Consider the following 21,246-nt stretch of genomic DNA (forward strand, 5'->3'; position numbering starts at 1 on the left):
ATAGGAGGATTATAGAATGAAGGGTATTATATTAGCAGGCGGTTCCGGAACAAGATTGTACCCGCTTACAAAGTCAATTTCAAAACAGATTATGCCGGTTTATGATAAACCGATGATTTACTATCCGTTGTCCATTTTGATGCTGGCCGGAATCAAAGAAATTTTAATCATATCTACACCAAGGGATATTACGGTTTTCGAAGATTTGCTGGGAGATGGTTCACAATTGGGACTCCAGATGTCCTATGCTGTACAGACGGAGCCCAGAGGATTGGCAGATGCTTTTATTGTTGGTGAAGAATTTATCGGAAAAGATAGTGTTGCGCTGATTTTGGGAGATAATATATTTTATGGTCAGAGTTTCTCTAAAATTTTAAGAGATGTAGCATCAAGAGAAAAAGGTGCTACTATTTTCGGATACTATGTCAGAGATCCAAGAGAATATGGTGTGGTAGAATTTGATGAAGATGGGAAAGCTTTATCTATTGAAGAAAAACCGGAACATCCAAAGTCGAACTATGCAGTTCCCGGATTGTATTTTTATGACAATGATGTAGTGGAAATTGCGAAAAACGTAAAACCGTCAGCCAGAGGGGAAATAGAAATCACCAGTGTCAACAATGAATATTTAAGGAGAGGTACCCTTCATGTAGAGACCCTTGGGAGAGGATTTGCGTGGCTGGATACCGGTAACCATGATTCACTGTTAGATGCAGCAGATTTCGTTGCGGCATTCCAGAAACGTCAAGGCCTTTATATTTCCTGCATTGAGGAAATTGCTTACCGCAGAGGATTTATAAACAAAGAGCAGTTGATTGAACTCGCTCAGCCGCTTCTTAAGACGGAATATGGCCAGTATCTTATGGAGATTGCAAACGGTCTGTAAAATTCCCGGCAGTCCATATATTTTTAAATTAAGATTTTTATGTAGTTGAAAGAGGTAAAGGCTGAAAGAAAATTATGATACAGAAAGGAAGCCACGATGTAATTCTTTCAGTGTATTATTGTGGCAGTATTGCAGGCTTGCCTGCAATATAAAATGGGTAAAAAAATGGGTAAGATTACAGTAGAGACATGTGATATAGAAGGTTTAAAAGTGATTACACCTGCAGTTTTTGGCGATGAACGTGGTTATTTTATGGAGACATACAATTATAATGACTATAAAGAAGCAGGGATTGACATGCAATTTGTTCAGGACAATCAGTCAATGTCTAAAAAAGGTGTACTGCGTGGTTTACATTTTCAGATTAATTTTCCTCAGGACAAATTAGTTCGTGTTGTTTCCGGCGAAGTATTTGATGTTGCCGTGGACTTAAGGGAAGGATCTAAAACTTATGGAAAATGGTTTGGTGTAGTGCTTTCGGCAGAAAATAGAAAGCAGTTTTTTATACCGAAGAATTTTGCACATGGCTTTGTTGTATTGTCTGACACTGCAGAGTTTGCTTATAAATGTACGGATTTTTATCATCCGAATGATGAAGGCGGACTGGCATGGAACGATCCTGAAATTGGGGTTGAATGGCCGATTCCTGCTGATATGCAGCTCATTATTTCTGACAAAGATCAGAAGTGGGGCGGCATTGCGACACTGAAGAAATAATAGAGGTAGTTAAATGTTAAGTAGAATATTTTCCCTGCCGGCGGAGCTTTACCAGAATCGTAAACTGGTAATGCAGCTGGCAAAAAATGATTTTAAAACGAAATATGCAGGATCTTATCTTGGGATTATCTGGGCATTTGTCCAGCCCATTGTAACAGTTCTTGTATATGCGTTTGTATTTTCCAAATTAAGATCCGGACCGGTGCGGGACGTGCCATTTGTTTTATGGCTGGTTGCTGGTCTGGTGCCATGGTTTTTCTTTTCGGACGGACTAAACAATGGGACGAATGCATTTATTGAGTACAGCTATCTGGTTAAGAAAGTAGTTTTTAAGATTAGTATTCTTCCCGTTGTAAAAGTAATATCTGCATTGTTTGTACATTTGTTCTTTATTTTAGTGGTTCTTTTTATGTATACGGTGTCGGGACACTATCCAACCCTTTATGCTCTGCAGATTATTTATTATACTTTCTGTATGTTTGTAATGGTATTGGCACTGTCTTATGTAACCAGTGCAATTGTTATTTTTTTCAGGGATTTAACCCAGATTATCAATATTGTTTTACAGGTAGGAGTCTGGATGACACCGATTATGTGGAATTTTGAGGATTTGCGCATAACAGGGATACTGGCAGTGATCTTTAAACTGAATCCAATGTATTATATTGTGTTTGGCTACCGCGAAGCTTTAATTGATAAAGTAGGCTTTTGGAATCATCCCTGGCAGACACTTTATTTCTGGGTTTTTACAGCAGTAATATTCTTAATAGGTGCCAAGCTTTTTAGAAAATTAAAGGTACATTTTGCAGATGTTTTGTAGGAAGAGGTAGAATAAATGGATGAAATAGCGATTAAGGTAGAAGACCTTACGAAAATATATAAGTTGTATGACAAGCCTTCCGACCGGTTGAAGGAATCACTGGGCCTTAGCAAGAAAAAAGTCCTTTCCAGAGACCATTATGCACTGCAGCATGTCAGTTTTGATGTAATAAAAGGTGAGACGATAGGTATTATCGGAACTAATGGCTCCGGTAAGTCTACGATTTTAAAGATTATCACAGGTGTGTTAAATCCAAGCGGCGGAAACCTGACAGTAAACGGCAGAATTTCGGCTTTGTTGGAGCTGGGTGCCGGATTTAATATGGAATACACCGGTATTGAAAATATATATCTGAATGGAACCATGATCGGTTTCACAAGAGAAGAGATTGAAAAAAAGATGGATGATATCCTGGAGTTTGCGGATATTGGTGAATTTATTCATCAGCCGGTTAAAACCTATTCCAGCGGTATGTTTGTCCGTCTGGCATTTGCAGTAGCGATTAATATAGAACCTGAGATTTTGATTGTAGATGAGGCGCTTTCCGTTGGAGATGTATTTTTCCAGACGAAGTGTTATCGTAAGTTTGAAGACTTCAAGAAGATGGGGAAGACGATTCTTCTGGTAAGCCACGATCTGAGCAGCATCAGCAAATACTGTGACCGGGTTATTCTTTTAAACAAAGGCAAGAAGCTTGCAGAAGGCGTGCCAAAACAGATGGTGGACATGTATAAGAAGGTTCTGGTAAACCAACTGGATCTGGATGCACAAGGGAAGCTGACGGAAGTTGTGCCGGAGAAAAAACCTGTTTTAGCAGCGGATATAGAGAATCAGGAAGAATGGAATCCGTCCTTTGATGTGAATCCGCATATTAATGAATATGGGGATAAGAAGGCCGAAATAATCGGATTTAATATATTAGATGAAAAAGGAATGTCCAGCAACACCATTGAAAAAGGAAGTTTGTGCACGATTCAGATGCGTGTGAAATTTCATGATAAGATTCATGATCCGATTTATGCATTTACCATTACCGATCTGAAAGGGACAGATATTACCGGAACCAACAGCTTATTTGAAAAAGTAAATGTACAGAGTAAAGGACCGGGAGAGTATCAGGAAATTGCATTTACCCAGCGTATGGATATGCAGGGCGGGGAATATATGCTTTCCCTTGGATGCACGGGATATGACCAGGTAGATTTTGTTGTACATCACAGGCTGTATGAGGTATGCAATCTGACAATCGTATCGACCAAGAACACAGTTGGTTTCTATGATGCGAATTCAAAAGTTGCGTTATTGAATTAGAGCGTGGAAGATCCAGGCTTTATGCTCTGGATGTGTGCTTCGAATAACGATACATCCGATACGGGAAGGGGAAAGGATTGACAATGCAGGAACAGGTGGGAAAAGTTCGTCTGGATTATAAATATTATCCGGGTGAAGATTTGTACAGCGACGGCAAAATTGAAGATATGCTTCTGGAAATTGCAAGCCGTTATGAAGAAGAGGAATTAAATCAGGTAATTGCAGACAGCAGGGATTGGTCGGTGTTATACCATATGTCTCATATCAGACAAAATATCATTGACTGGTTTCCGTTTCATAAACAGGGAGAGGTTCTGGAAATCGGCTCCGGATGCGGAGCGATTACGGGGGCATTGGCACGCAGGGCAAAAGAAGTTACCTGCATAGAACTGTCCAAAAAGAGAAGCCTGATCAATGCTAACCGTAACAGGCATTATGACAATATTAATATATGTGTTGGAAATTTTCAGGATATAGAAAAAAGTCTGGAAAAGAAATTTGATTATATAACTTTGATTGGTGTATTTGAGTATGCGGAAGGCTATATTGGAACGGATGAACCATACACAGAGTTTTTGCGTTTGATCGGAAGCCATTTAAAACCAGGTGGGAAAGTGATTATTGCTATTGAAAACCGTTTGGGGCTGAAATACTGGGCAGGCTGTAGAGAAGACCATGTAGGAACTTATTTTGAAGGCTTGGAAAACTATCCCAATACCAGCGGAGTGCATACTTTTTCCAAACCGGAACTGGAAGATATATTTAAAGAGGCTGGTTTTGCTGAGGCGGATTTCTATTATCCATATCCGGACTACAAGCTTCCGATGACAATATATTCAGATGAATATCTCCCGAAAAAAGGAGAATTGAATACAAATATCTGGAATTTTGACAGAGAACGGCTCCTTTTATTCGATGAAGAAAAAGTTTTTGATTCTTTGATAGACAGCCGCTTGTTTCCGTTGTATTCCAATTCATACCTGGCTATCTTAGAGCGTGTTTGAAAATTCATTCCCGTCATCTGCATGCCCCGCTTTGCGGTCTGAATTTGCCAAATCAGAAAGGAACAAATAATTATTATGAAGAAAGTGGTATATTCCAAATTCTCAAATGAAAGAAGTAAAGCATTTGATATTCGTACAGATATCCTGATTGACGAACATAAGAAAAAAACGGTCCGTAAGGTACCCTGCTATGAGGAGGGAATTCCTCATGTGAATAATATAAAGAGGTGGTACGATGAACTGTCACAGATGTTTCATGGTACGAAGATTTCGGTTAATCATTGTGCATTGACTGAAGAAGGTGTCGAACTGGAATATCTGGAGGGGATGTATACTTTAGAAGAGGGGCTGCATCAACTTTGGCAGTCCGGTAAAAAAGATAAAGCGATGAAGTATCTGAATATCTATATTGAGATCATACGTGAAAGTGCTACAGAGCCCTTTCGGATGACGGAAGAATTCAGAGAAATATTCGGCAATCCTTGTCTTCCGGAGAATCAGTATTCTATGCCGGTATCCAATATCGATATGGTACTGGGTAATATTCTGGTGGGCAAAGGCTGGAATCTGATTGATTATGAATGGACCTTTGCTTTTCCGATTCCGGTAGACTTTGTGATTTTCCGTGTTCTTCATTATTTTTTACACGGAAATGAAGATATATCGAAGAATGATCTGACACAATATTACCGGCAGGAAGGTATCTGTCCGGACCAAATTCCGGTTTATCTGGAGATGGAGAAATCTTTTCAGGATTATGTAGTTCGCGGACATGTACCAATTCGTGAGATGTACAGCTCTATTTCTCAGGGGTTTATTGACCTGAGAGGTGACGGTCTGGGAGTTAACTATCATCCAAAGACAAAGTTTGTAAGCACCTTGTATTATTCCGGGGGAGAAGTCTTTTCAGAGGAGCGGTCCTTACATCAGAAATTATATTTAGATAAAGAAGGCAGTTTTTCGGTTACCTTTGAAATTGAGAATCCGGGAGATATCGGTATGCTCAGGTGGGACCCTCTGGAGCGGGAAATCTGCTGCTGCAGAATAGATAACATCATTTCTGAGTGTATGACACAGATAGAACCTATGAACGGATTCCATCAGGGAGATGGAGATGTTTTCTGGGATTATGATCCGGCTTATATCATCCAAGGCAACTTTAAAGAATTGCATTCCATTACCATTCAGGGACATATCGATATCCTGGATGAAAGAGAAATGGTTAAAAATCTGAAAGCACAGAGAAAAGAGCTGACAGAGCTGCGTGAAAAGGCCCATCGCTATCATGACAAGGGAAAAGAGCTGCAGGATCAGCTGCATGCCCTGAGACAGACAAAAGGCTTTCAGGCTATGGAAAAAATGCGTACGGCACGAAATTATGCCAAGTTTAAGGCAAAGCAGATGATGCCGCAAAAGCCGGATACAGAAGCTGTTAAACCGAAAACGCCTTACCAGAACTGGTTTGAGGCTCAGCTTCCAACGCAGGCTCAGTTAGAAAGCCAGAGAAAGCATCAGTTTCTTTATAAACCAGTGATCAGTATTTTGGTTCCCACTTATAATACACCGCTGAAATATCTTCATGAGATGATAGAATCCGTACAGTCACAGACCTATGGAAAGTGGGAGTTATGTATTGCAGACGGCAGCTGTGGAAATAAAGAACTGGAAGAGGCATTTGAGTCATATGCGAAAAAGGATGCCAGAATCAAATATGTTTTGCTGGACAGTAATAAAGGAATATCTGAGAATACCAATGGGGCAATCCCTTTGGCAACCGGTGATTATATAGCACTTTTAGATCATGATGATGTTTTGGCACCCAATGCGCTCAGTGAAATGGTGCAGGCACTGCAGGATAAGAAGACAGATATTGTATATTCGGATGAAGATAAGGTAAATGCAGATTTGACCGAACATATGGATCCCAATCTGAAGCCGGACTTTAGCCTTGACCTTTTGCGCTCCCATAATTATATCACCCACCTCTTTGTAGTGAAAAGTTCTATATTCCATGAAGTGGGAGGATTCCGTAAAGAATTTGACGGAGCACAGGATTATGATCTGATGTTCCGGTGCATCGAAAAGGCAAAAGTGATCAAGCATGTTCCTAAAATTCTTTATTATTGGAGAATGCACAGCAATTCTACTGCTGAGAATCCGGAAAGCAAAATGTATGCATATGAAGCCGGAAGAAAAGCGATCGAAGAGCACCTGAAACGGGTGGGAGTTAAAGCGGATGTGGAAAGAATGGATCTCTGGGGAATGAATCATGTAAAATATCATACGCCGGGTGATCCCCTTGTTTCCATTATTATACCAAATAAAGATCATACACAAGATCTGGATCTTTGCGTGCGCTCTATTCTGGAGAAAAGTAATTATAAAAATATAGAATTTATTGTTGTGGAAAATAACAGTCAGAAGAAAGATACTTTCTCCTATTACGAGAAGCTTTCCCAGGAATTTAAAAATGTTCATGTGATTACCTGGGAGAGCGGATTTAATTATTCCGCCATCAATAACTTTGGTGTGAAGCATGCAAAAGGAGATTATCTGCTGTTTTTAAACAACGATACGGAATTAATCAGTCCGGATGGCATTCGTGAAATGCTGGGCTGCTGTATGAGAGAAGAAGTTGGATGCGTAGGAGCGAAATTGCTGTTCGCAGATGATACGGTTCAACATGCCGGTATTGTACTGGGATTTGGCGGATTTGCAGGACACGTCTTTTCCGGTATCGGGAAGGATGACTTAGGTTTTATGCTCCGCCCTGTAATTAACTGTAATTATAGTGCCGTTACGGCTGCATGTATGATGGTGCGCCGTGAGGTTTTTGAAGAAGTTGGATGTTTTAATGAAGATTTTGCAGTAGCATTAAATGACGTGGAATTCTGTATGAAAGTGCGCGAGAAAAAGTATCTGATTGTTTATAATGCTTTTTCACTGTGGCACCATTATGAATCCAAGTCCAGAGGCTACGAGGATACGCCGGAAAAACAGGCGCGTTTCCAGAAAGAAGTAGAGAAGTTCCGTTCTGTTTGGGGCCCGGTTGTAGATGCGGGTGATCCTTATTACAATCAGAATTTCTCAGTAAACCGTGCGCCATTTACCCTTTGGTAATCTGGCAGTATGGGGTGACGAATTTAGGAGGATACGGATGGACAGATTGTTTAATGTACAGATAGCCAGATTTCATCTGGAACACAGGGACTGCTATGTATTGCAGGGAATTTGTGAAGGAGATGAAATCACCGATAAAAATATTTCTGCATTTATGGACCGGAAGCGGCTTCCTGTGAAAGTTACGAACTTATCGGGGATAGAGGTACGGAAAAAATATCTGGCAAAGGGGCTGGAAATAGACCGGGAATATTTTATATGGATTAAACTTCCGAAAGAAATGGGCTCCCACAAAAAGTTATCCGTTTTCCAAAAGACAGAGGAGGAACAGAAGCGGATTTACAGGCTTCCTGTTTCCAACCTTTTAAAGCAGCAAAAAGAAGTGAATTTCTGTGTTGATGCTATTCGTGCAGGAGCGGATGGGAAAATGTCCGTAAGTGGCTGGGCAGCGTCGATAGAACCTTATCAAGTTGGACTTAAGGACAGTAAAGGCTGTGAAATAGATGCAGAAATAAAATTCCACGAGCGTGTGGATCTGGCTGGTAATTTTCCTGAGGGGCATCTCTGCAATCAGGCCGGGTTCCAGCTGGAATATAGGAAACCGGCTTCGAAGGTGAAGATTACCGTTACAGCATGTGGGCTTAGTTCCGGCTATACGGTGGGTTCTTCTGCTGCCGGAAAATCAGGACAGCCATCGTATTTAACAAAAGGTATCGCCTATCTGAAACGAAACGGTCTGGAGCGTGCCATGAAACGTACGATTGAAAAAGTAATGCGTGTGGATATGAATATTGAAGAGAACTATGGAAAATGGCGCAGGAAACATTTGATTTCCAGAGAAGAACTGGAAGAACAAAGGCGCACCAAGTTCGGGCTCAGACCCCTGATCAGTATCGTAGTACCATTATATAAGACACCCCTTCCTTATTTAAAGGAATTTGTGGAATCCGTACAAAACCAGACTTACGAGAACTTTGAACTATGTCTCTCAGATGGAAGCGGGGAGGATTCGCCTCTCGCTGAAACATTAAATGAAATGCAGAAAAAGGATTCCAGAATCAAGGTCATTTATCCGAAAAAGCAAATGCAGATTTCAGAAAATACTAATTATGCAATTCAGATTGCTACGGGAAATTATATTGCGTTTGCAGATCATGACGATTTACTGGCGCCGGAGGCGCTGTTTGAGTGTGTGAAAGCAATCAATAAAAATCCCCGTATTGACGTGCTTTATTCGGATGAAGATAAAATTACTATGAATGGAAAAGAATATTTCCAGCCTCATTTCAAATCAGATTTCAATATTGATTTACTATGCAGTATGAATTATATCAGTCATTTATTTGTTGTAAAAAAAGAACTTTTAAAACAGGTGGGATGCCTGCGTCAGGAGTTTGACGGAGCACAGGATTACGACTTTATTTTAAGATGTGCAGAGCAGGCAAAAGAGATCTGGCATATACCGAAAGTACTTTATCATTGGCGTGCCCATAAGGATTCCACTGCTGAGAATCCCGAGAGCAAGCTTTATGCTTTTGAGGCGGGAACACGGGCAGTGCAGGCGCATTACGACAGGCTTGGCATCGAAGCAGTTGTTTCAAGTGGAGCATATCTGGGGCTTTATAAGACCCGGTTTGTAATGCCGGAGGAGAAACCTCTGATCTCAGTAATCATACCGAATAAAGACCATTCTGCTGATTTAGAAAAATGTGTCCGTTCCATTTTAACCAAATCGGCTTATCCTAATATAGAATTTATTATTGTGGAAAATAACAGCAGTGAAAAAGAAACATTTGATTATTACCGAAAACTGGAAGCAGAGCTTGCATGTGCGCATGTTGTCTGCTGGAAAGATGTATTTAACTACTCCAGCATCAATAATTTTGGTGTGAGACATGCAAAAGGAAGCTACTTACTGTTTTTAAATAATGATACGGAGATTATTAATGAAGATTGTCTGGAAGAAATGCTGGGCTACTGTATGCGGGATGATGTGGGAGCCGTAGGAGCCAGACTGTATTTTGAGGATAATACCATTCAGCATGCAGGCGTTATCATTGGATTTGGCGGGATTGCAGGGCATGCATTTATCGGGAGCAGACGTGATGATAATGGATATTTTTCCAGAATTATCTGTGCGGCTGATTTAAGCGCAGTAACAGCGGCATGCATGATGGTAAAAAGAAGTGTATTTGAAGAAGCCGGAGGGTTTGACGAGAACCTTCAGGTTGCATTTAATGATATAGATTTTTGTCTGAAAGTCAGGGCACTTGGTAAGTTAGTGGTGTATAACCCGTATGCAGAACTTTACCACTATGAGTCCAAGTCCAGAGGATATGAGGATACCCCCGATAAAGTCCAGAGGTTTAACAGGGAAGCCAACAGGTTTCTTGCTAAGTGGCCGGATATCCTGGAAAAAGGGGATCCTTATTATAATGTGAATTTATCGTTAGACAAGGCGGATTTCTCGTTGAAGATTTAATTAGGGAGAATTTCAGCAAGGGGAGTAACGTATGATACAGGAAAAAAATACAAGCAGTTTTAAGACGGCAGGGATTCTAAGCCTGATCATTTTAGGTGCCTGTCTTCTTATTTTTCAGAGTTATATATTTGGAAATGAAACCTTTGTCTTTGGAGACATAGGTTCTGATACAAAGCAGCAGTATCTGATGCAGTATAATACTATTGTGAATCATTTGCGAAACGGAAGTTTTTCTCTGTGGGATTTCAACAATGGTTTTGGGGTAAATATGTTTGGACTGAACCTGACAGATCCCTTTTTGATGGTGCTTTACCTGTTGGGTGTCGTGTTTGGACCGGAGCATCTGGCTTCTTATCTGGTATATTTCCAGATTTTTAAGATACTTCTTGCAGGTATTGCAGTCTATTATTATTTATCCTGCTTTTCACTTTCAGAATATGCAAAGCTTATTGCAGGATTTATGTATGCATTCAGCGGCTTCATGGTGGTCTGGGGGCAGCATTATCAATTTGCTACGGTAGTTGTCTTCTTTCCCCTGCTCTTACTCTGCATAGAAAAAACACTGGTATGTAAAAAATACAAACTGATTCTTGCCGCAGTCTCCGGTATTATTGTATTTGGAAGCTTATATTGGGGATATATGTGTCTGCTTGGAGGCGGCATATATTTATGTTTCCGGCTGATTCAGCTGAATGGATGGAAGCTTAAAGAAAAAATCATGCTTTTATTCAGTGATGGATGCTTTATGCTGTTAGGCGTGGGAATGGGAGCCATTAATCTTTTTCCGGTTGCCGCACTTTTGTTTGGAACAAGTGCAAGGCTGGCCTCCACCACGAGCCTTTCACAGCGGTTGCTGGCTTCTTTCAGTCTTTGGCCTAAAGATTACTATAAGACAGCATTATACAATCTGTTTTCCAGTAACCTGCAGTCGGGATCCACATATTCTTACAGTGGATTTTCAAATTATTATGAAGATATCCATCTGTTTTTATCTGCCTTGTTTGTAATATTGTTATTTCAGTATTTGTTTACTATTCACAGGCAGAATACAGATAAAAAGCATAAAATAATCCAATATGCGGCAGTTATACTGATTGCAGTCAGCATTGGTCTGAAATGCGGAAGTATTATATTCAATGGATTTTCTTATGAATTCTCAAGGCACAGCTTTTTATTTATGCCGCTTTTCGCACTGGTCAGCGGGATGATGCTGGACCGGATAATAAAAGAAAGAAAATTAAATATTTTGGGGCTGGCTGCAGCATGTATTGGAATTATTGCGGTATATGGGAAGGCCTATACATATCTGAAAGAAGCAGGATATGGTGAAAATGCCTTTTTTATGCTTGTGACAGGAATAGGCATGGCAGTTGTCCTGTGGCTGTTTGTTCAGAAAAAATGGAAGATACCTTTCAGTAATCTCTATTTAATGCTGGTGGTTCTGTTATTTTTTAATGTCACCAGTGATACGGCATTAAATTATAAGAACAGGGATACGGTAAAGAAAGATGATACTTCTTATTTTGAAGGCACATATCATTCTTCCGTGGAGGAAGCGCTGGCATATTTAAAATCTATTGATTCTTCTTTTTACAGAGTAGAAAAGGATTTTATCTCTGCTTCCCACAGTATGGATTCGCTGGCGCAGTATTATCATGGGGTCAGTACTTATAATTCTACCCAGAATGGAAATATAGCAGCATTTGTAGACCGTGTATGGCCTCAGTTGTACAGTTTGGGGGATATCAATCATTACCAGTTTAAAAATGCGGTTCATGACAGTGATCTGGCAGCTCTTTGTAATGTGAAATACATTTTGACTAAGACGAAGGATTTAAATGTGGACGGCTATCAGTTTTTGCGTGAAGTGGGAGATATTTATATTTATAGAAATCAGAAAACCTCCTCCCTTGGTAAATTCTTTACAAAGACCATGGACGAAGATGCATTTACCGCAAAGCGAAGCCAGTTTGATGTAGAAGGTTTATTGTCGGATGTTCTGGTACTGGATGAATCGGAAAGCCAAAAGAAGAGCGCTTTTCGGATTTCTGACAAACAATTAAAGGAATATCAGAAGAAAAAAGCAGCAGATTTGATTGCGTATGATAAAATAGATACGTCCGTATGCCAGGCAGGTAATCATGAAATTACAACCTATGACCAGCACTTTATTCATCTTCCGGTTAATCAGAAATCATTACAAAAATACCAGAGAGCAAAGCTTGAATTTACAATCGAGGTAGATTTCCCGACCTATGTGGAAATAAGTACAAACGATGACCGCCCTTACAGAGTGTATGTGAGAAAAGACGAACCGAAGAATATAGCATTAAACATTTTGCCGGATACGGAAAATATTACGATACAGATCAATGAAGGAAAAGTAAATGCAAAGCTGACAAATTTGAACGCTTACGGATATAAAGACTCTATTGTATACGATGAAGAAGCAAATATTGAAATTACAGATCCGAAGCGGGACAGTATGATTACAGGTAAAATTGAAGCACCGGTAGATGGTATGGTGATGCTGGCAATTCCTTTTGAAAAAGGGTGGTCCGTTTATCTGGACGGAAACAGGCAGGAAATAAAAAGGGCGGATTATGGCTTTATTGCCTTTGAAACTCCAGCGGGAAGCCATGAGGTGAAAATAGTATTTGATCCCCCTTTATTTAAAGAAGGAGTCATTGTAAGCATCATAAGCAGTATCATATTTATATCAATGCTGGTATGGAACATAAGGATAAGCAGAAATAGGAAAGAAGAGTAGTAAAATGATCGATTTTAATGTACCACCATTTACAGGAAAAGAACTGGACTATATAAAAGAGGCGATTGACGCAAGGAAAATCAGTGGTGACGGAAAGTTTACAAAGCGGTGTTCCCAATGGATGGAAGATCGTTTCCATGTAAAACATGCTCTGCTTACCACATCCTGCACCCATGCCCTGGAAATGGCGGCCTTTCTGGCAGAGATCCGGCCGGGGGATGAAGTGATTATGCCGGCATATACATTTGTTTCCACTGCGGATGCATTCGTACTCCAGGGCGCAAAGCTGGTATTTGTAGATATCCGGCCGGACACCATGAATATAGATGAACGTCTGATTGAACAGGCGGTAACGGAGAAGACAAAAGCCATTGTACCGGTTCACTATGCCGGGGTGGCATGTGCCATGGATGAGATTATGGCAATTGCCGGGAGACATCATTTGGCTGTTATTGAAGATGCGGCGCAGGGTGTGGATGCTTACTACAAAGGCAAAGCCCTTGGTACAATCGGGGATTTTGGATGTTACAGTTTTCATGAGACCAAGAATTATTCTATGGGTGAAGGCGGAGCGATATTATTCCAGGGGGATGAATATCGTGAAAAAGCGGAAATACTAAGAGAAAAGGGAACCAACCGGAGTAAGTTTTTCCGGGGACAGATAGATAAATATACCTGGGTGAATTATGGTTCCTCATACCTGCCTAGCGATATGAATGCGGCTTATCTCTATGCCCAGCTGGAAATCGCAGATAAAATTACAAAGGATAGAATGAGAAGCTATGCATACTATCAGGAGGGCCTGAAGGGATTGGCGGATCAGGGATATTTAAGTCAGCCATCGGTGCCGGAATATGCGGTGCACAATGCCCACATGTACTATATTAAAGTGGAGAATCTTAAAGTGAGAAGCAGATTAATCGCCTATCTTCATGATAATGGCATACATAGTGTGTTTCATTATATTCCTCTGCATACTGCTCCGGCAGGTCTGAAATTCGGACGTTTCTGCGGAGAAGACCGCTATACCACTTTGGAGAGTGAACGCCTTTTGCGGCTTCCCATGTATTATGGTCTGGAGGAAAAGGATTTGGAACATGTGGTAAAAACAATAAAAAGTTTCTTCACAGGAGACAGCAGTTTTGCAGGTCAGCCTGCTTGTGCTATTCAAGGGGAAAAAAATGAGTAAACATGCAAAGATTTCCTGGGGAAAGCTGGTAAAACGACTTTCTCCATATAATATTAAAAAAGCGTGTCTGTATCTGAAGCACTATGGCTTCAAGGAGTTTACGGTAAAACTTACAGAGCGTTTTGAACATTCGGATGTGGACTATCCTGTCTGGTTTGACAGGCACAAAGCATCGGCAGAGGAACTGGAACGGCAGAGAGAACAAAACTGGAAGAATCCGGTGAAATTCAGCGTGGTAGTTCCTGTTTACCGGACGCCGGAAGAATTTCTGCGCCAGATGATCGAATCGGTCTGCGAACAGAGTTATCCTCATTGGGAGCTGTGTCTTGCTGATGGCAGTGGAGACGACACGCAGACGGGTAAGATTATAAAAGAATATGTGAAAAGTGATGCCAGAATCCGGTATCAGAAACTGGAAGAAAATCTGGGGATTGCAGATAATACAAATGCGGCATTTACGATGGCTAAAGGAGAGTTCATTGTTTTGTTTGATCATGATGACCTGCTGGCACCAAATGCGCTGTACGAAGTGGCGAAGGCGATAGAGGAAAATCAGGAAGCAGAAGTTATTTATACAGATGAAGATAAAGTGACATCGGATCTTTCGGAACATTTCCAGCCGCATTTTAAGCCGGACTTTAACCTGGATCTGTTGAGATCGAACAATTATATCTGTCATCTGTTTGTGGTAAAGAGAAGTCTGGTAGAAAAAGCAGGAGGGCTTCGCAGGGAATTTGAAGGCGCCCAGGATTATGATTTTGTTTTCCGGTGCATCGAAGAGGCAAGTAAAGGGGAAATGCATGGCCAGAGTGTGAACAAAAACCATGTTGATACAGCTGGTTCCGGAAGTATCGCAGGCCGCCTTGCAATATGCAGAGGGTCAAAAGTAATACATGTCCCGAAGGTACTCTATCACTGGAGAATTCACAAAGCTTCCACAGCTGACAATCCCGCTAGTAAAGCCTATGCTTTTGAGGCAGGAAAACGGGCAATTGAAGCACATCTGAACCGATGCAAAGTAAAAGGAAGTGTTAGCCAGACAAAAGATATGGGATTTTACCGGGTTTCTTATGAAGTGACTCATAAACCGCTTGTCTCGATTATCATTCCCAATAAAGATCATGCAGATATCTTGCAGAGCTGTCTAAATTCCATCAAAGAAAAGACAACTTATCCGAATTATGAGGTTATTATTGTAGAAAATAATAGTAAAGAGGAAGAAACTTTTGCATTTTATAAAAATTTGGATGGACAAAATCGGATTCAAGTAGTATATTGGGACAAGGAATGTAGACTTTCCTCGGAATGTAGCCCTTCCTCGGAAGGTAGCAATACTTCCAGATTTAATTATTCGGCTATTAACAATTTTGGAATAGCAAAATCTTCAGGGGAATATATCATCTGCCTGAATAATGATATAACAGTAATAACACCGGGATGGATTGAAGAATTTTTAGGCCATGCAATAAGAGAAGAAGTCGGCATTGTCGGTGCAAGGCTTTATTACCCGGATGATACCATTCAGCATGCGGGTATTGTACTGGGGATCGGCGGAATAGCAGGCAGTATGTTTGTGGGACTGCCCAGAAGCCATAGCGGTTATCTGCATAAAGCCAGGCTGCAGCAGGATATGAGCGCAGTGACAGCTGCATGTATGATGGTCAGCCGCAGTGTCTATGAAGAAGTGGGTGGATTTGAAGAGAAACTGGCAGTTGCCTTTAACGATGTGGATTTTTGTCTGAAGGTTGGGAAAGCAGGCTATCTTGTGGTTTATGACCCCTTTGTGGAAATGTACCATCACGAGTCAAAGACCCGCGGACCGGAAGATACAAAAGAGAAAGTAAGACGTTTTCAATCAGAGATAGAATATATGAGAAGTCATTGGATTTCCCTCCTGAAACAGGGTGATCCTTATTATAACCCTAATTTTTCTTTGAAAACCTGGAATTATGAACTGAAAAATGAATTTTCAAACAGGCTTTAATACAGCAACCGCGCAATTTCCACAGACTGGTATTGAATGGCAAAAACTGATGCAGCGCTGTACTGGCCGGAAATGTCGCAAGAGGAATAGTTTATGTGTAAAGTATCAGTTGTGATACCAAATTATAATGGAATGATTTATCTGGATGACTGCCTGAGCGCACTGCGCAGGCAGACGGAGAAAGACTTTGAGATCCTGCTGGTGGATAACGGATCCGGTGACGGGAGCATTTCATTTGTAAAAGAGAAATATCCGGAAGTAAGATGTATAGCATTAAAACGAAATTATGGGTTTTGCCGGGCGGTTAATATCGGGATTCAGAAAGCAAAGGCACCTTACGTGATCCTGTTAAATAATGATACAAAAGCAGAAGAGGATTTCGTCAGGGCCCTGCTTGCAGATATAGAAATGCATCCAAACTGTTTTTCCAGCCAGGCGAAAATACTGCAGATGCATAATCCCGCTCTGATGGACGATGGTGGAAATTATTACTGTTCTTTAGGCTGGGCATTCGCCTGGGGAAAAGACATGCCCGCAAATCTGTATGATGAACCCCGCAGAATATTTGCATCCTGTGCATGTGCTGCAATTTACCGAAAAAGTATTTTCTCGGTGATTGGATATTTCGATGAACGGCATTACGCATATCTGGAAGATATCGATATCGGATACCGGGCAAGGATTGAAGGATATGAGAACCGCTATGCACCTGGGGCAGTTGTGCATCATGTAGGAAGCGGAACCACCGGTTCCAGATACAATGAATTTAAAATCGGCTACTCAGCCAGAAATAATATTTATTTAATTTATAAAAACATGCCTTTTCTGCAAATACTATTAAATATACCATTCTTAATAACGGGAATTCTGGTGAAAACAGTATTTTTTGGCAGTAAAGGATATTTTAAAGAGTATATACAGGGAATTAGAAAAGGTTTCGCATTGGCGGAAAAAGGAAGTAAAGTTAAATTTAAAAAGAAAAATTTCAAGAATTATGTTAAAATACAATTTGAATTGTGGATTAATATCATAAAACGTCTGAAAAATACGAGATAAGTTCTAAAAAAGTTAGATATCAAATCGAAAAATGACAGTTGCCCTTTTTAGGGAGATATTGTATTATAGAACGTATGGATAAAGCGAGGAGTGAAGATTAGTGATTAAAGATAATCAAAAGTATTTAAATCGCTTTCATGTTGTAATTGATGGCTGTGTTATTGCGGTCAGTTACGTAGCGGCATGGTTTATCCAGTTTTGGCTGCTGGAGGATCCGGATATAGGTAAGCTTCCGGTGCAAACTTATATGTCCGCATTAATTCCATTAATACCAGGACTGCTGCTGCTTTATTATGCTTTCAGCCTTTATACTCCGAAAAGAGTGCAGGGCAGGCGGTTAGAATTTGGTAATATCATGAAAGCAAACAGTATTGCACTGTTGCTGTTTATACTTATTTTATATATGATACATGAAAACAACTTTTCGCGAAAGATGCTTTTCATTTTCTATGGCTTAAATATAGGCATGGAAATTCTGGTCCGTTATTTTATACGTAAAGTATTGATGAATATGCGGGCAAAGGGAATGAATCTTAAGCATATTATTCTGGTCGGATACAGCCGGGCGGCAGAGGAGTTTGTAGACCGGGTGAAGGAAAATCCGCAATGGGGTTATCTGATTCGCGGTATCCTGGATGATAATGTGGAAAGCGGAACCATGTATAAAGGTATTAAGGTTATTGGGCGAATAGATAATCTGCTGGTAATACTTCCGCAAAACAGGCTGGATGAGATAGCGATTACTCTGGGATTGAATGAATATTACAAATTGGAACGTATTGTTTCCTTATGTGAAAAGTCAGGTGTCCATACAAAGTTTATTCCGGATTATAATAATATAATTCCGACAAAGCCATATACAGAAGATCTTCTGGGACTTCCGGTTGTTAATATCCGCCACGTCCCGCTTACGAATACATTTAACATGATGGTAAAAAGAGCAGTTGACATTCTGGGAGGAACCTGTGCAATTATTTTGTTTTCTCCAGTCATGTTAATCGTTACCGGGGTAATCAAGCTGACTTCTCCGGGTCCCCTTATCTTTAAGCAGGAGAGGGTAGGGCTTCATAACAAGCCTTTTATGATGTACAAGTTCCGGTCCATGGAGGTACAAAAGCCAAACACAGAACAGCGCGCATGGACGGTTAAAAATGATCCGCGTGTTACCGGTATCGGAAAATTTATGCGGAAAACCAGTATTGATGAACTTCCGCAGCTTTTTAATGTCCTGAAAGGAGATATGAGCCTGGTGGGACCAAGGCCGGAGCGGCCGCAATTCGTAGAAAAGTTCAGAGAAGAAATACCTCGTTATATGATAAAGCATCAGGTACGGCCCGGGATGACCGGATGGGCACAGATTAATGGTTACCGTGGAGATACCTCTATCAGACGCCGTATAGATTATGACTTGTACTACATTGAGAACTGGACTTTGGGATTGGATATTAAAATCCTTTTTTTGACGATTTTCAAAGGATTTGTTAATAAAAATGCATATTAAAGATTAATTAGAGAAGGGGAATGAAATGTCAGATCGAAAGAAAAACCGCGAAAGCCAGAATAGAAACCAGGGCCGTCCGAATAATGGTCCGTATCAGAGCGGCCCAAATAATGGCCCATACCAGAACGGACCTTATAATGGTCCCTATCAAAATGGACCTTACAACGGTCCGAACAACGGGCAGTATCAAAATGGCCCATACAATGGTCCGAATAACGGATACCAGAATGGTCCGTACAATGGTCCTGGAAACGGTCCGTATAACAATGGACAGTACCAGCAGAATGGATCTTATAACGGACAATATCAGAATGGACCTTATCAGAACGGACCTTACAATGGGCCTGGTAATGGTGCGCCAAAGGGCAGAAAACCGAAAAACAGCAATGCAGCCCCTGCCGGTGGATATCCGGGAGGAAAGGATAAGAAGTCATCCAAGAGAAAAACCAGAAGAAGAATCATTTTTGTAATTGAAATACTTGTTCTGCTGGTACTTGCAGTAGGATTATTTGTTGCTGCTAAATTCAGTAAATTAAAAACAGAAGATATTGCAGAAGGCGATATTATTATTAACTCAGAGATTCCTTCTGAGCAGGCAGCGGTCATGAAGGGTTACCGGAACATAGCTCTATTTGGCGTGGATTCCAGGGATGCGTCTACAACAGACTCCCGTAGTGATACGATTATGGTGGCAAGTATTAACAACGAAACAAAGGACATTAAACTGGTTTCTATTTACCGCGATACTTACTTAGACAACACGAACGGTGAATATCGGAAAGCAACAGAGTGTTATCAGTTTGGCGGACCGAAACGTTCTATGAATATGATTAATAAAAATCTGGACATGGATATCACCGATTATGTTACGGTTAACTTCAATGCAGTTGCAGAAGTGGTAAATGCACTGGGCGGTGTGGAAATCGATATACAGGAAGATGAGATTGTTCACCTGAATAATTATCAGGTAGAAGGATCCGAAGTAACGGGATTGGAAATTGTCCCCGTGGAAACAACAGGCCTTCAGACATTAAATGGTTTACAGGCATTATCTTACTGCAGAATCCGTTATACAGCCGGAGATGACTTTAAGCGTACAGAACGTCAGAGAACTGTATTAGAGCAGATCTTTAAAAAGGCAAAAACAGCAAATCTTTTGGAATTAAATAAAATTATAGACAGTGTGTTTGATAATATTTCCACAAGTTTAAGTGTTACCGAGATGGCTAGTCTTGCAAAAGACATCGCTTCTTATAACATGAGTGATACGACCGGTTTCCCGTTCGAGCAGATGCCGGCTAATATTGCCGCAGGCGACTGTGTAGTACCTGTTAATCTGGCTCAGAATGTAAAAGAACTTCATACGTATCTATTCGGCAGCGATGGCTATACACCTTCCAATACGGTACAGGAAATCAGTAACAAGATCATTAACGAAACAGGAATTCAATAAACCTATGAAAAATTATACAGTTGATGTTATCATCCCGACTTATAAGCCGGGAAAACAATTTCATATGCTGATGCAGATATTAACCAGGCAGGATTATCCCATACATTGTATTCGTATTATGAATACAGAGAAAAAGTATTTCCCGAAAGCAGGGATTTATGAGAAAATGCCGGGGGTGGAAATCCACCATTTATCTGCAGAAGAATTTAATCATGGCGGCACTAGAAATAGAGCCGCCACGATGTCTGATACGGACATTTTATTGTTCATGACTCAGGATGCCATGCCAAAAGATGAATTTCTGGTTTCGTCCCTGGTAAAAGCGTTCGAGCGTGAATCTGTGGGTGCGGCCTATGCCAGGCAGCTTCCAAACGATGACTGTAAGATTATTGAACGTTATACAAGATCCTTTAACTATGGAGATAAAAGTGTTGTAAAATCAAAAGAGGATCTTCCCGTTCTGGGAATAAAAACCTTTTTTTGTTCCAATGTGTGTGCCGCATACCGAAGGGAGCTGTACGCTGCACTTGGAGGTTTTGAAAAGCATACAATCTTTAATGAAGATATGATTATGGCAGGAAAGATGATAAAATCCGGCAGAGAGATTGCATATGTGGCAGAAGCTATGGTATATCACTCTCATAACTATGGGAATATGATGCAGTTTAAGCGTAATTTTGATCTGGCTGTCTCCCAGGCTGACCATCCACAGATATTTTCTATGGCAAGTTCCGAGAGCGAGGGAATGCGAATGGTGAAGCAGACCGCTGCATATCTTATGAAAATCCATAAACCCTGGCTGATCGCTGATCTGGTAATGAAAAGCGGGTTTAAATACCTGGGATACTTTTTAGGAAAACGATACAGGAGATTGCCGAAATGGCTGGTTTTGAAATGCACTATGAGTCCTAATTACTGGAAACAACAACAAAGCAACCGCTAAATGAATTATG

Annotated in this window: 14 protein-coding genes and 1 pseudogene; 14 read left to right on the plus strand and 1 reads right to left on the minus strand. The window is 40.7% G+C overall.

The annotated features are described in order from the left end of the window. Nucleotides 1–16 precede the first annotated feature (16 nt). From rfbA to CD03_RS0130265, 5 genes are all read left to right on the plus strand, one after another. On the plus strand, nt 17–886 hold the full coding sequence (rfbA, locus tag CD03_RS0130245) for a glucose-1-phosphate thymidylyltransferase RfbA (protein ID WP_027296813.1): 870 nt from the start codon (nt 17–19) through the stop codon (nt 884–886). A gap of 165 nt (nt 887–1,051) precedes the next feature. After that, entirely contained in the window at nt 1,052–1,603 is a 552-nt protein-coding gene (gene rfbC, locus CD03_RS0130250) for a dTDP-4-dehydrorhamnose 3,5-epimerase (RefSeq protein ID WP_027296814.1), read from the plus strand. A 13-nt stretch (nt 1,604–1,616) separates the two neighbouring features. After that, nucleotides 1,617–2,423, plus strand: a complete 807-nt coding sequence (locus CD03_RS0130255; protein WP_027296815.1) for an ABC transporter permease — start codon at nt 1,617–1,619, stop codon at nt 2,421–2,423. A 15-nt stretch (nt 2,424–2,438) separates the two neighbouring features. Then, a complete protein-coding gene (locus CD03_RS0130260; RefSeq protein ID WP_027296816.1) occupies nt 2,439–3,734 on the plus strand; it encodes an ABC transporter ATP-binding protein in 1,296 nt (431 codons plus the stop codon). Nucleotides 3,735–3,817: 83 nt separating this feature from the next. After that, nucleotides 3,818–4,738, plus strand: coding sequence for a class I SAM-dependent methyltransferase (locus tag CD03_RS0130265; protein WP_027296817.1), 921 nt, complete (start codon nt 3,818–3,820; stop codon nt 4,736–4,738). Between the two features lie 26 nt (nt 4,739–4,764). Here CD03_RS0130265 and CD03_RS40260 read toward each other — a convergent pair. Further along, nucleotides 4,765–4,836 (minus strand): annotated as a pseudogene (locus CD03_RS40260) (hypothetical protein); the annotation flags it as partial. Between CD03_RS40260 and CD03_RS36655 the strand changes: the two are divergent. From CD03_RS36655 to CD03_RS0130310, 9 genes are all read left to right on the plus strand, one after another. Further along, complete coding sequence (locus tag CD03_RS36655; RefSeq protein WP_052378054.1) at nt 4,814–7,858, plus strand: glycosyltransferase family 2 protein; 3,045 nt, start codon at nt 4,814–4,816, stop codon at nt 7,856–7,858. The pseudogene CD03_RS40260 and the gene CD03_RS36655 overlap by 23 nt on opposite strands. A 37-nt stretch (nt 7,859–7,895) precedes the next feature. Continuing rightward, on the plus strand, nt 7,896–10,340 hold the full coding sequence (locus CD03_RS0130275) for a glycosyltransferase family 2 protein (RefSeq protein ID WP_027296818.1): 2,445 nt from the start codon (nt 7,896–7,898) through the stop codon (nt 10,338–10,340). Between the two features lie 31 nt (nt 10,341–10,371). Continuing rightward, the gene (locus CD03_RS0130280) at nt 10,372–13,110 is read left to right on the plus strand and encodes a YfhO family protein (protein ID WP_027296819.1); all 2,739 of its coding nucleotides are present in this window, start codon (nt 10,372–10,374) and stop codon (nt 13,108–13,110) included. 4 nt (nt 13,111–13,114) lie between these two features. Next, nucleotides 13,115–14,299, plus strand: a complete 1,185-nt coding sequence (rffA, locus tag CD03_RS35345) for a dTDP-4-amino-4,6-dideoxygalactose transaminase (RefSeq protein WP_044289766.1) — start codon at nt 13,115–13,117, stop codon at nt 14,297–14,299. Beyond that, nucleotides 14,292–16,283: a glycosyltransferase family 2 protein gene (locus CD03_RS0130290; RefSeq protein ID WP_027296820.1), complete on the plus strand. Its 1,992-nt coding sequence runs from the start codon at nt 14,292–14,294 to the stop codon at nt 16,281–16,283. Before rffA ends, CD03_RS0130290 begins: the two co-directional genes overlap by 8 nt. Nucleotides 16,284–16,376: 93 nt before the next feature. Next, nucleotides 16,377–17,339 (plus strand): glycosyltransferase family 2 protein, encoded by a 963-nt coding sequence (locus tag CD03_RS0130295; RefSeq protein ID WP_027296821.1) that lies wholly within the window; start codon nt 16,377–16,379, stop codon nt 17,337–17,339. 100 nt (nt 17,340–17,439) lie between these two features. Next, nucleotides 17,440–18,840 carry an undecaprenyl-phosphate glucose phosphotransferase gene (locus tag CD03_RS0130300; protein ID WP_027296822.1) on the plus strand — a complete coding sequence of 467 codons (1,401 nt, stop codon included), beginning with the start codon at nt 17,440–17,442 and terminating at the stop codon, nt 18,838–18,840. Nucleotides 18,841–18,865: 25 nt separating this feature from the next. Next, nucleotides 18,866–20,293 (plus strand): LCP family protein, encoded by a 1,428-nt coding sequence (locus CD03_RS35350; RefSeq protein ID WP_052378055.1) that lies wholly within the window; start codon nt 18,866–18,868, stop codon nt 20,291–20,293. A gap of 4 nt (nt 20,294–20,297) precedes the next feature. Further along, nucleotides 20,298–21,236, plus strand: a complete 939-nt coding sequence (locus CD03_RS0130310) for a glycosyltransferase (RefSeq protein WP_027296823.1) — start codon at nt 20,298–20,300, stop codon at nt 21,234–21,236. Nucleotides 21,237–21,246: the final 10 nt, after the last annotated feature.

Source organism: Robinsoniella sp. KNHs210, assembly GCF_000686105.1.
Lineage (GTDB): Bacteria > Bacillota > Clostridia > Lachnospirales > Lachnospiraceae > Robinsoniella > Robinsoniella peoriensis.

What these genes read in the sequence shown, in the direction of transcription:
- rfbA (WP_027296813.1), top strand. Translation starts at nt 17, where the DNA reads ATGAAGGGTATTATATTAGCAGGCGGTTCCGGAACAAGATTGTACCCG.
- rfbC (WP_027296814.1), top strand. Translation starts at nt 1,052, where the DNA reads ATGGGTAAGATTACAGTAGAGACATGTGATATAGAAGGTTTAAAAGTG.
- CD03_RS0130255 (WP_027296815.1), top strand. Translation starts at nt 1,617, where the DNA reads ATGTTAAGTAGAATATTTTCCCTGCCGGCGGAGCTTTACCAGAATCGT.
- CD03_RS0130260 (WP_027296816.1), top strand. Translation starts at nt 2,439, where the DNA reads ATGGATGAAATAGCGATTAAGGTAGAAGACCTTACGAAAATATATAAG.
- CD03_RS0130265 (WP_027296817.1), top strand. Translation starts at nt 3,818, where the DNA reads ATGCAGGAACAGGTGGGAAAAGTTCGTCTGGATTATAAATATTATCCG.
- CD03_RS36655 (WP_052378054.1), top strand. Translation starts at nt 4,814, where the DNA reads ATGAAGAAAGTGGTATATTCCAAATTCTCAAATGAAAGAAGTAAAGCA.
- CD03_RS0130275 (WP_027296818.1), top strand. Translation starts at nt 7,896, where the DNA reads ATGGACAGATTGTTTAATGTACAGATAGCCAGATTTCATCTGGAACAC.
- CD03_RS0130280 (WP_027296819.1), top strand. Translation starts at nt 10,372, where the DNA reads ATGATACAGGAAAAAAATACAAGCAGTTTTAAGACGGCAGGGATTCTA.
- rffA (WP_044289766.1), top strand. Translation starts at nt 13,115, where the DNA reads ATGATCGATTTTAATGTACCACCATTTACAGGAAAAGAACTGGACTAT.
- CD03_RS0130290 (WP_027296820.1), top strand. Translation starts at nt 14,292, where the DNA reads ATGAGTAAACATGCAAAGATTTCCTGGGGAAAGCTGGTAAAACGACTT.
- CD03_RS0130295 (WP_027296821.1), top strand. Translation starts at nt 16,377, where the DNA reads ATGTGTAAAGTATCAGTTGTGATACCAAATTATAATGGAATGATTTAT.
- CD03_RS35350 (WP_052378055.1), top strand. Translation starts at nt 18,866, where the DNA reads ATGTCAGATCGAAAGAAAAACCGCGAAAGCCAGAATAGAAACCAGGGC.
- CD03_RS0130310 (WP_027296823.1), top strand. Translation starts at nt 20,298, where the DNA reads ATGAAAAATTATACAGTTGATGTTATCATCCCGACTTATAAGCCGGGA.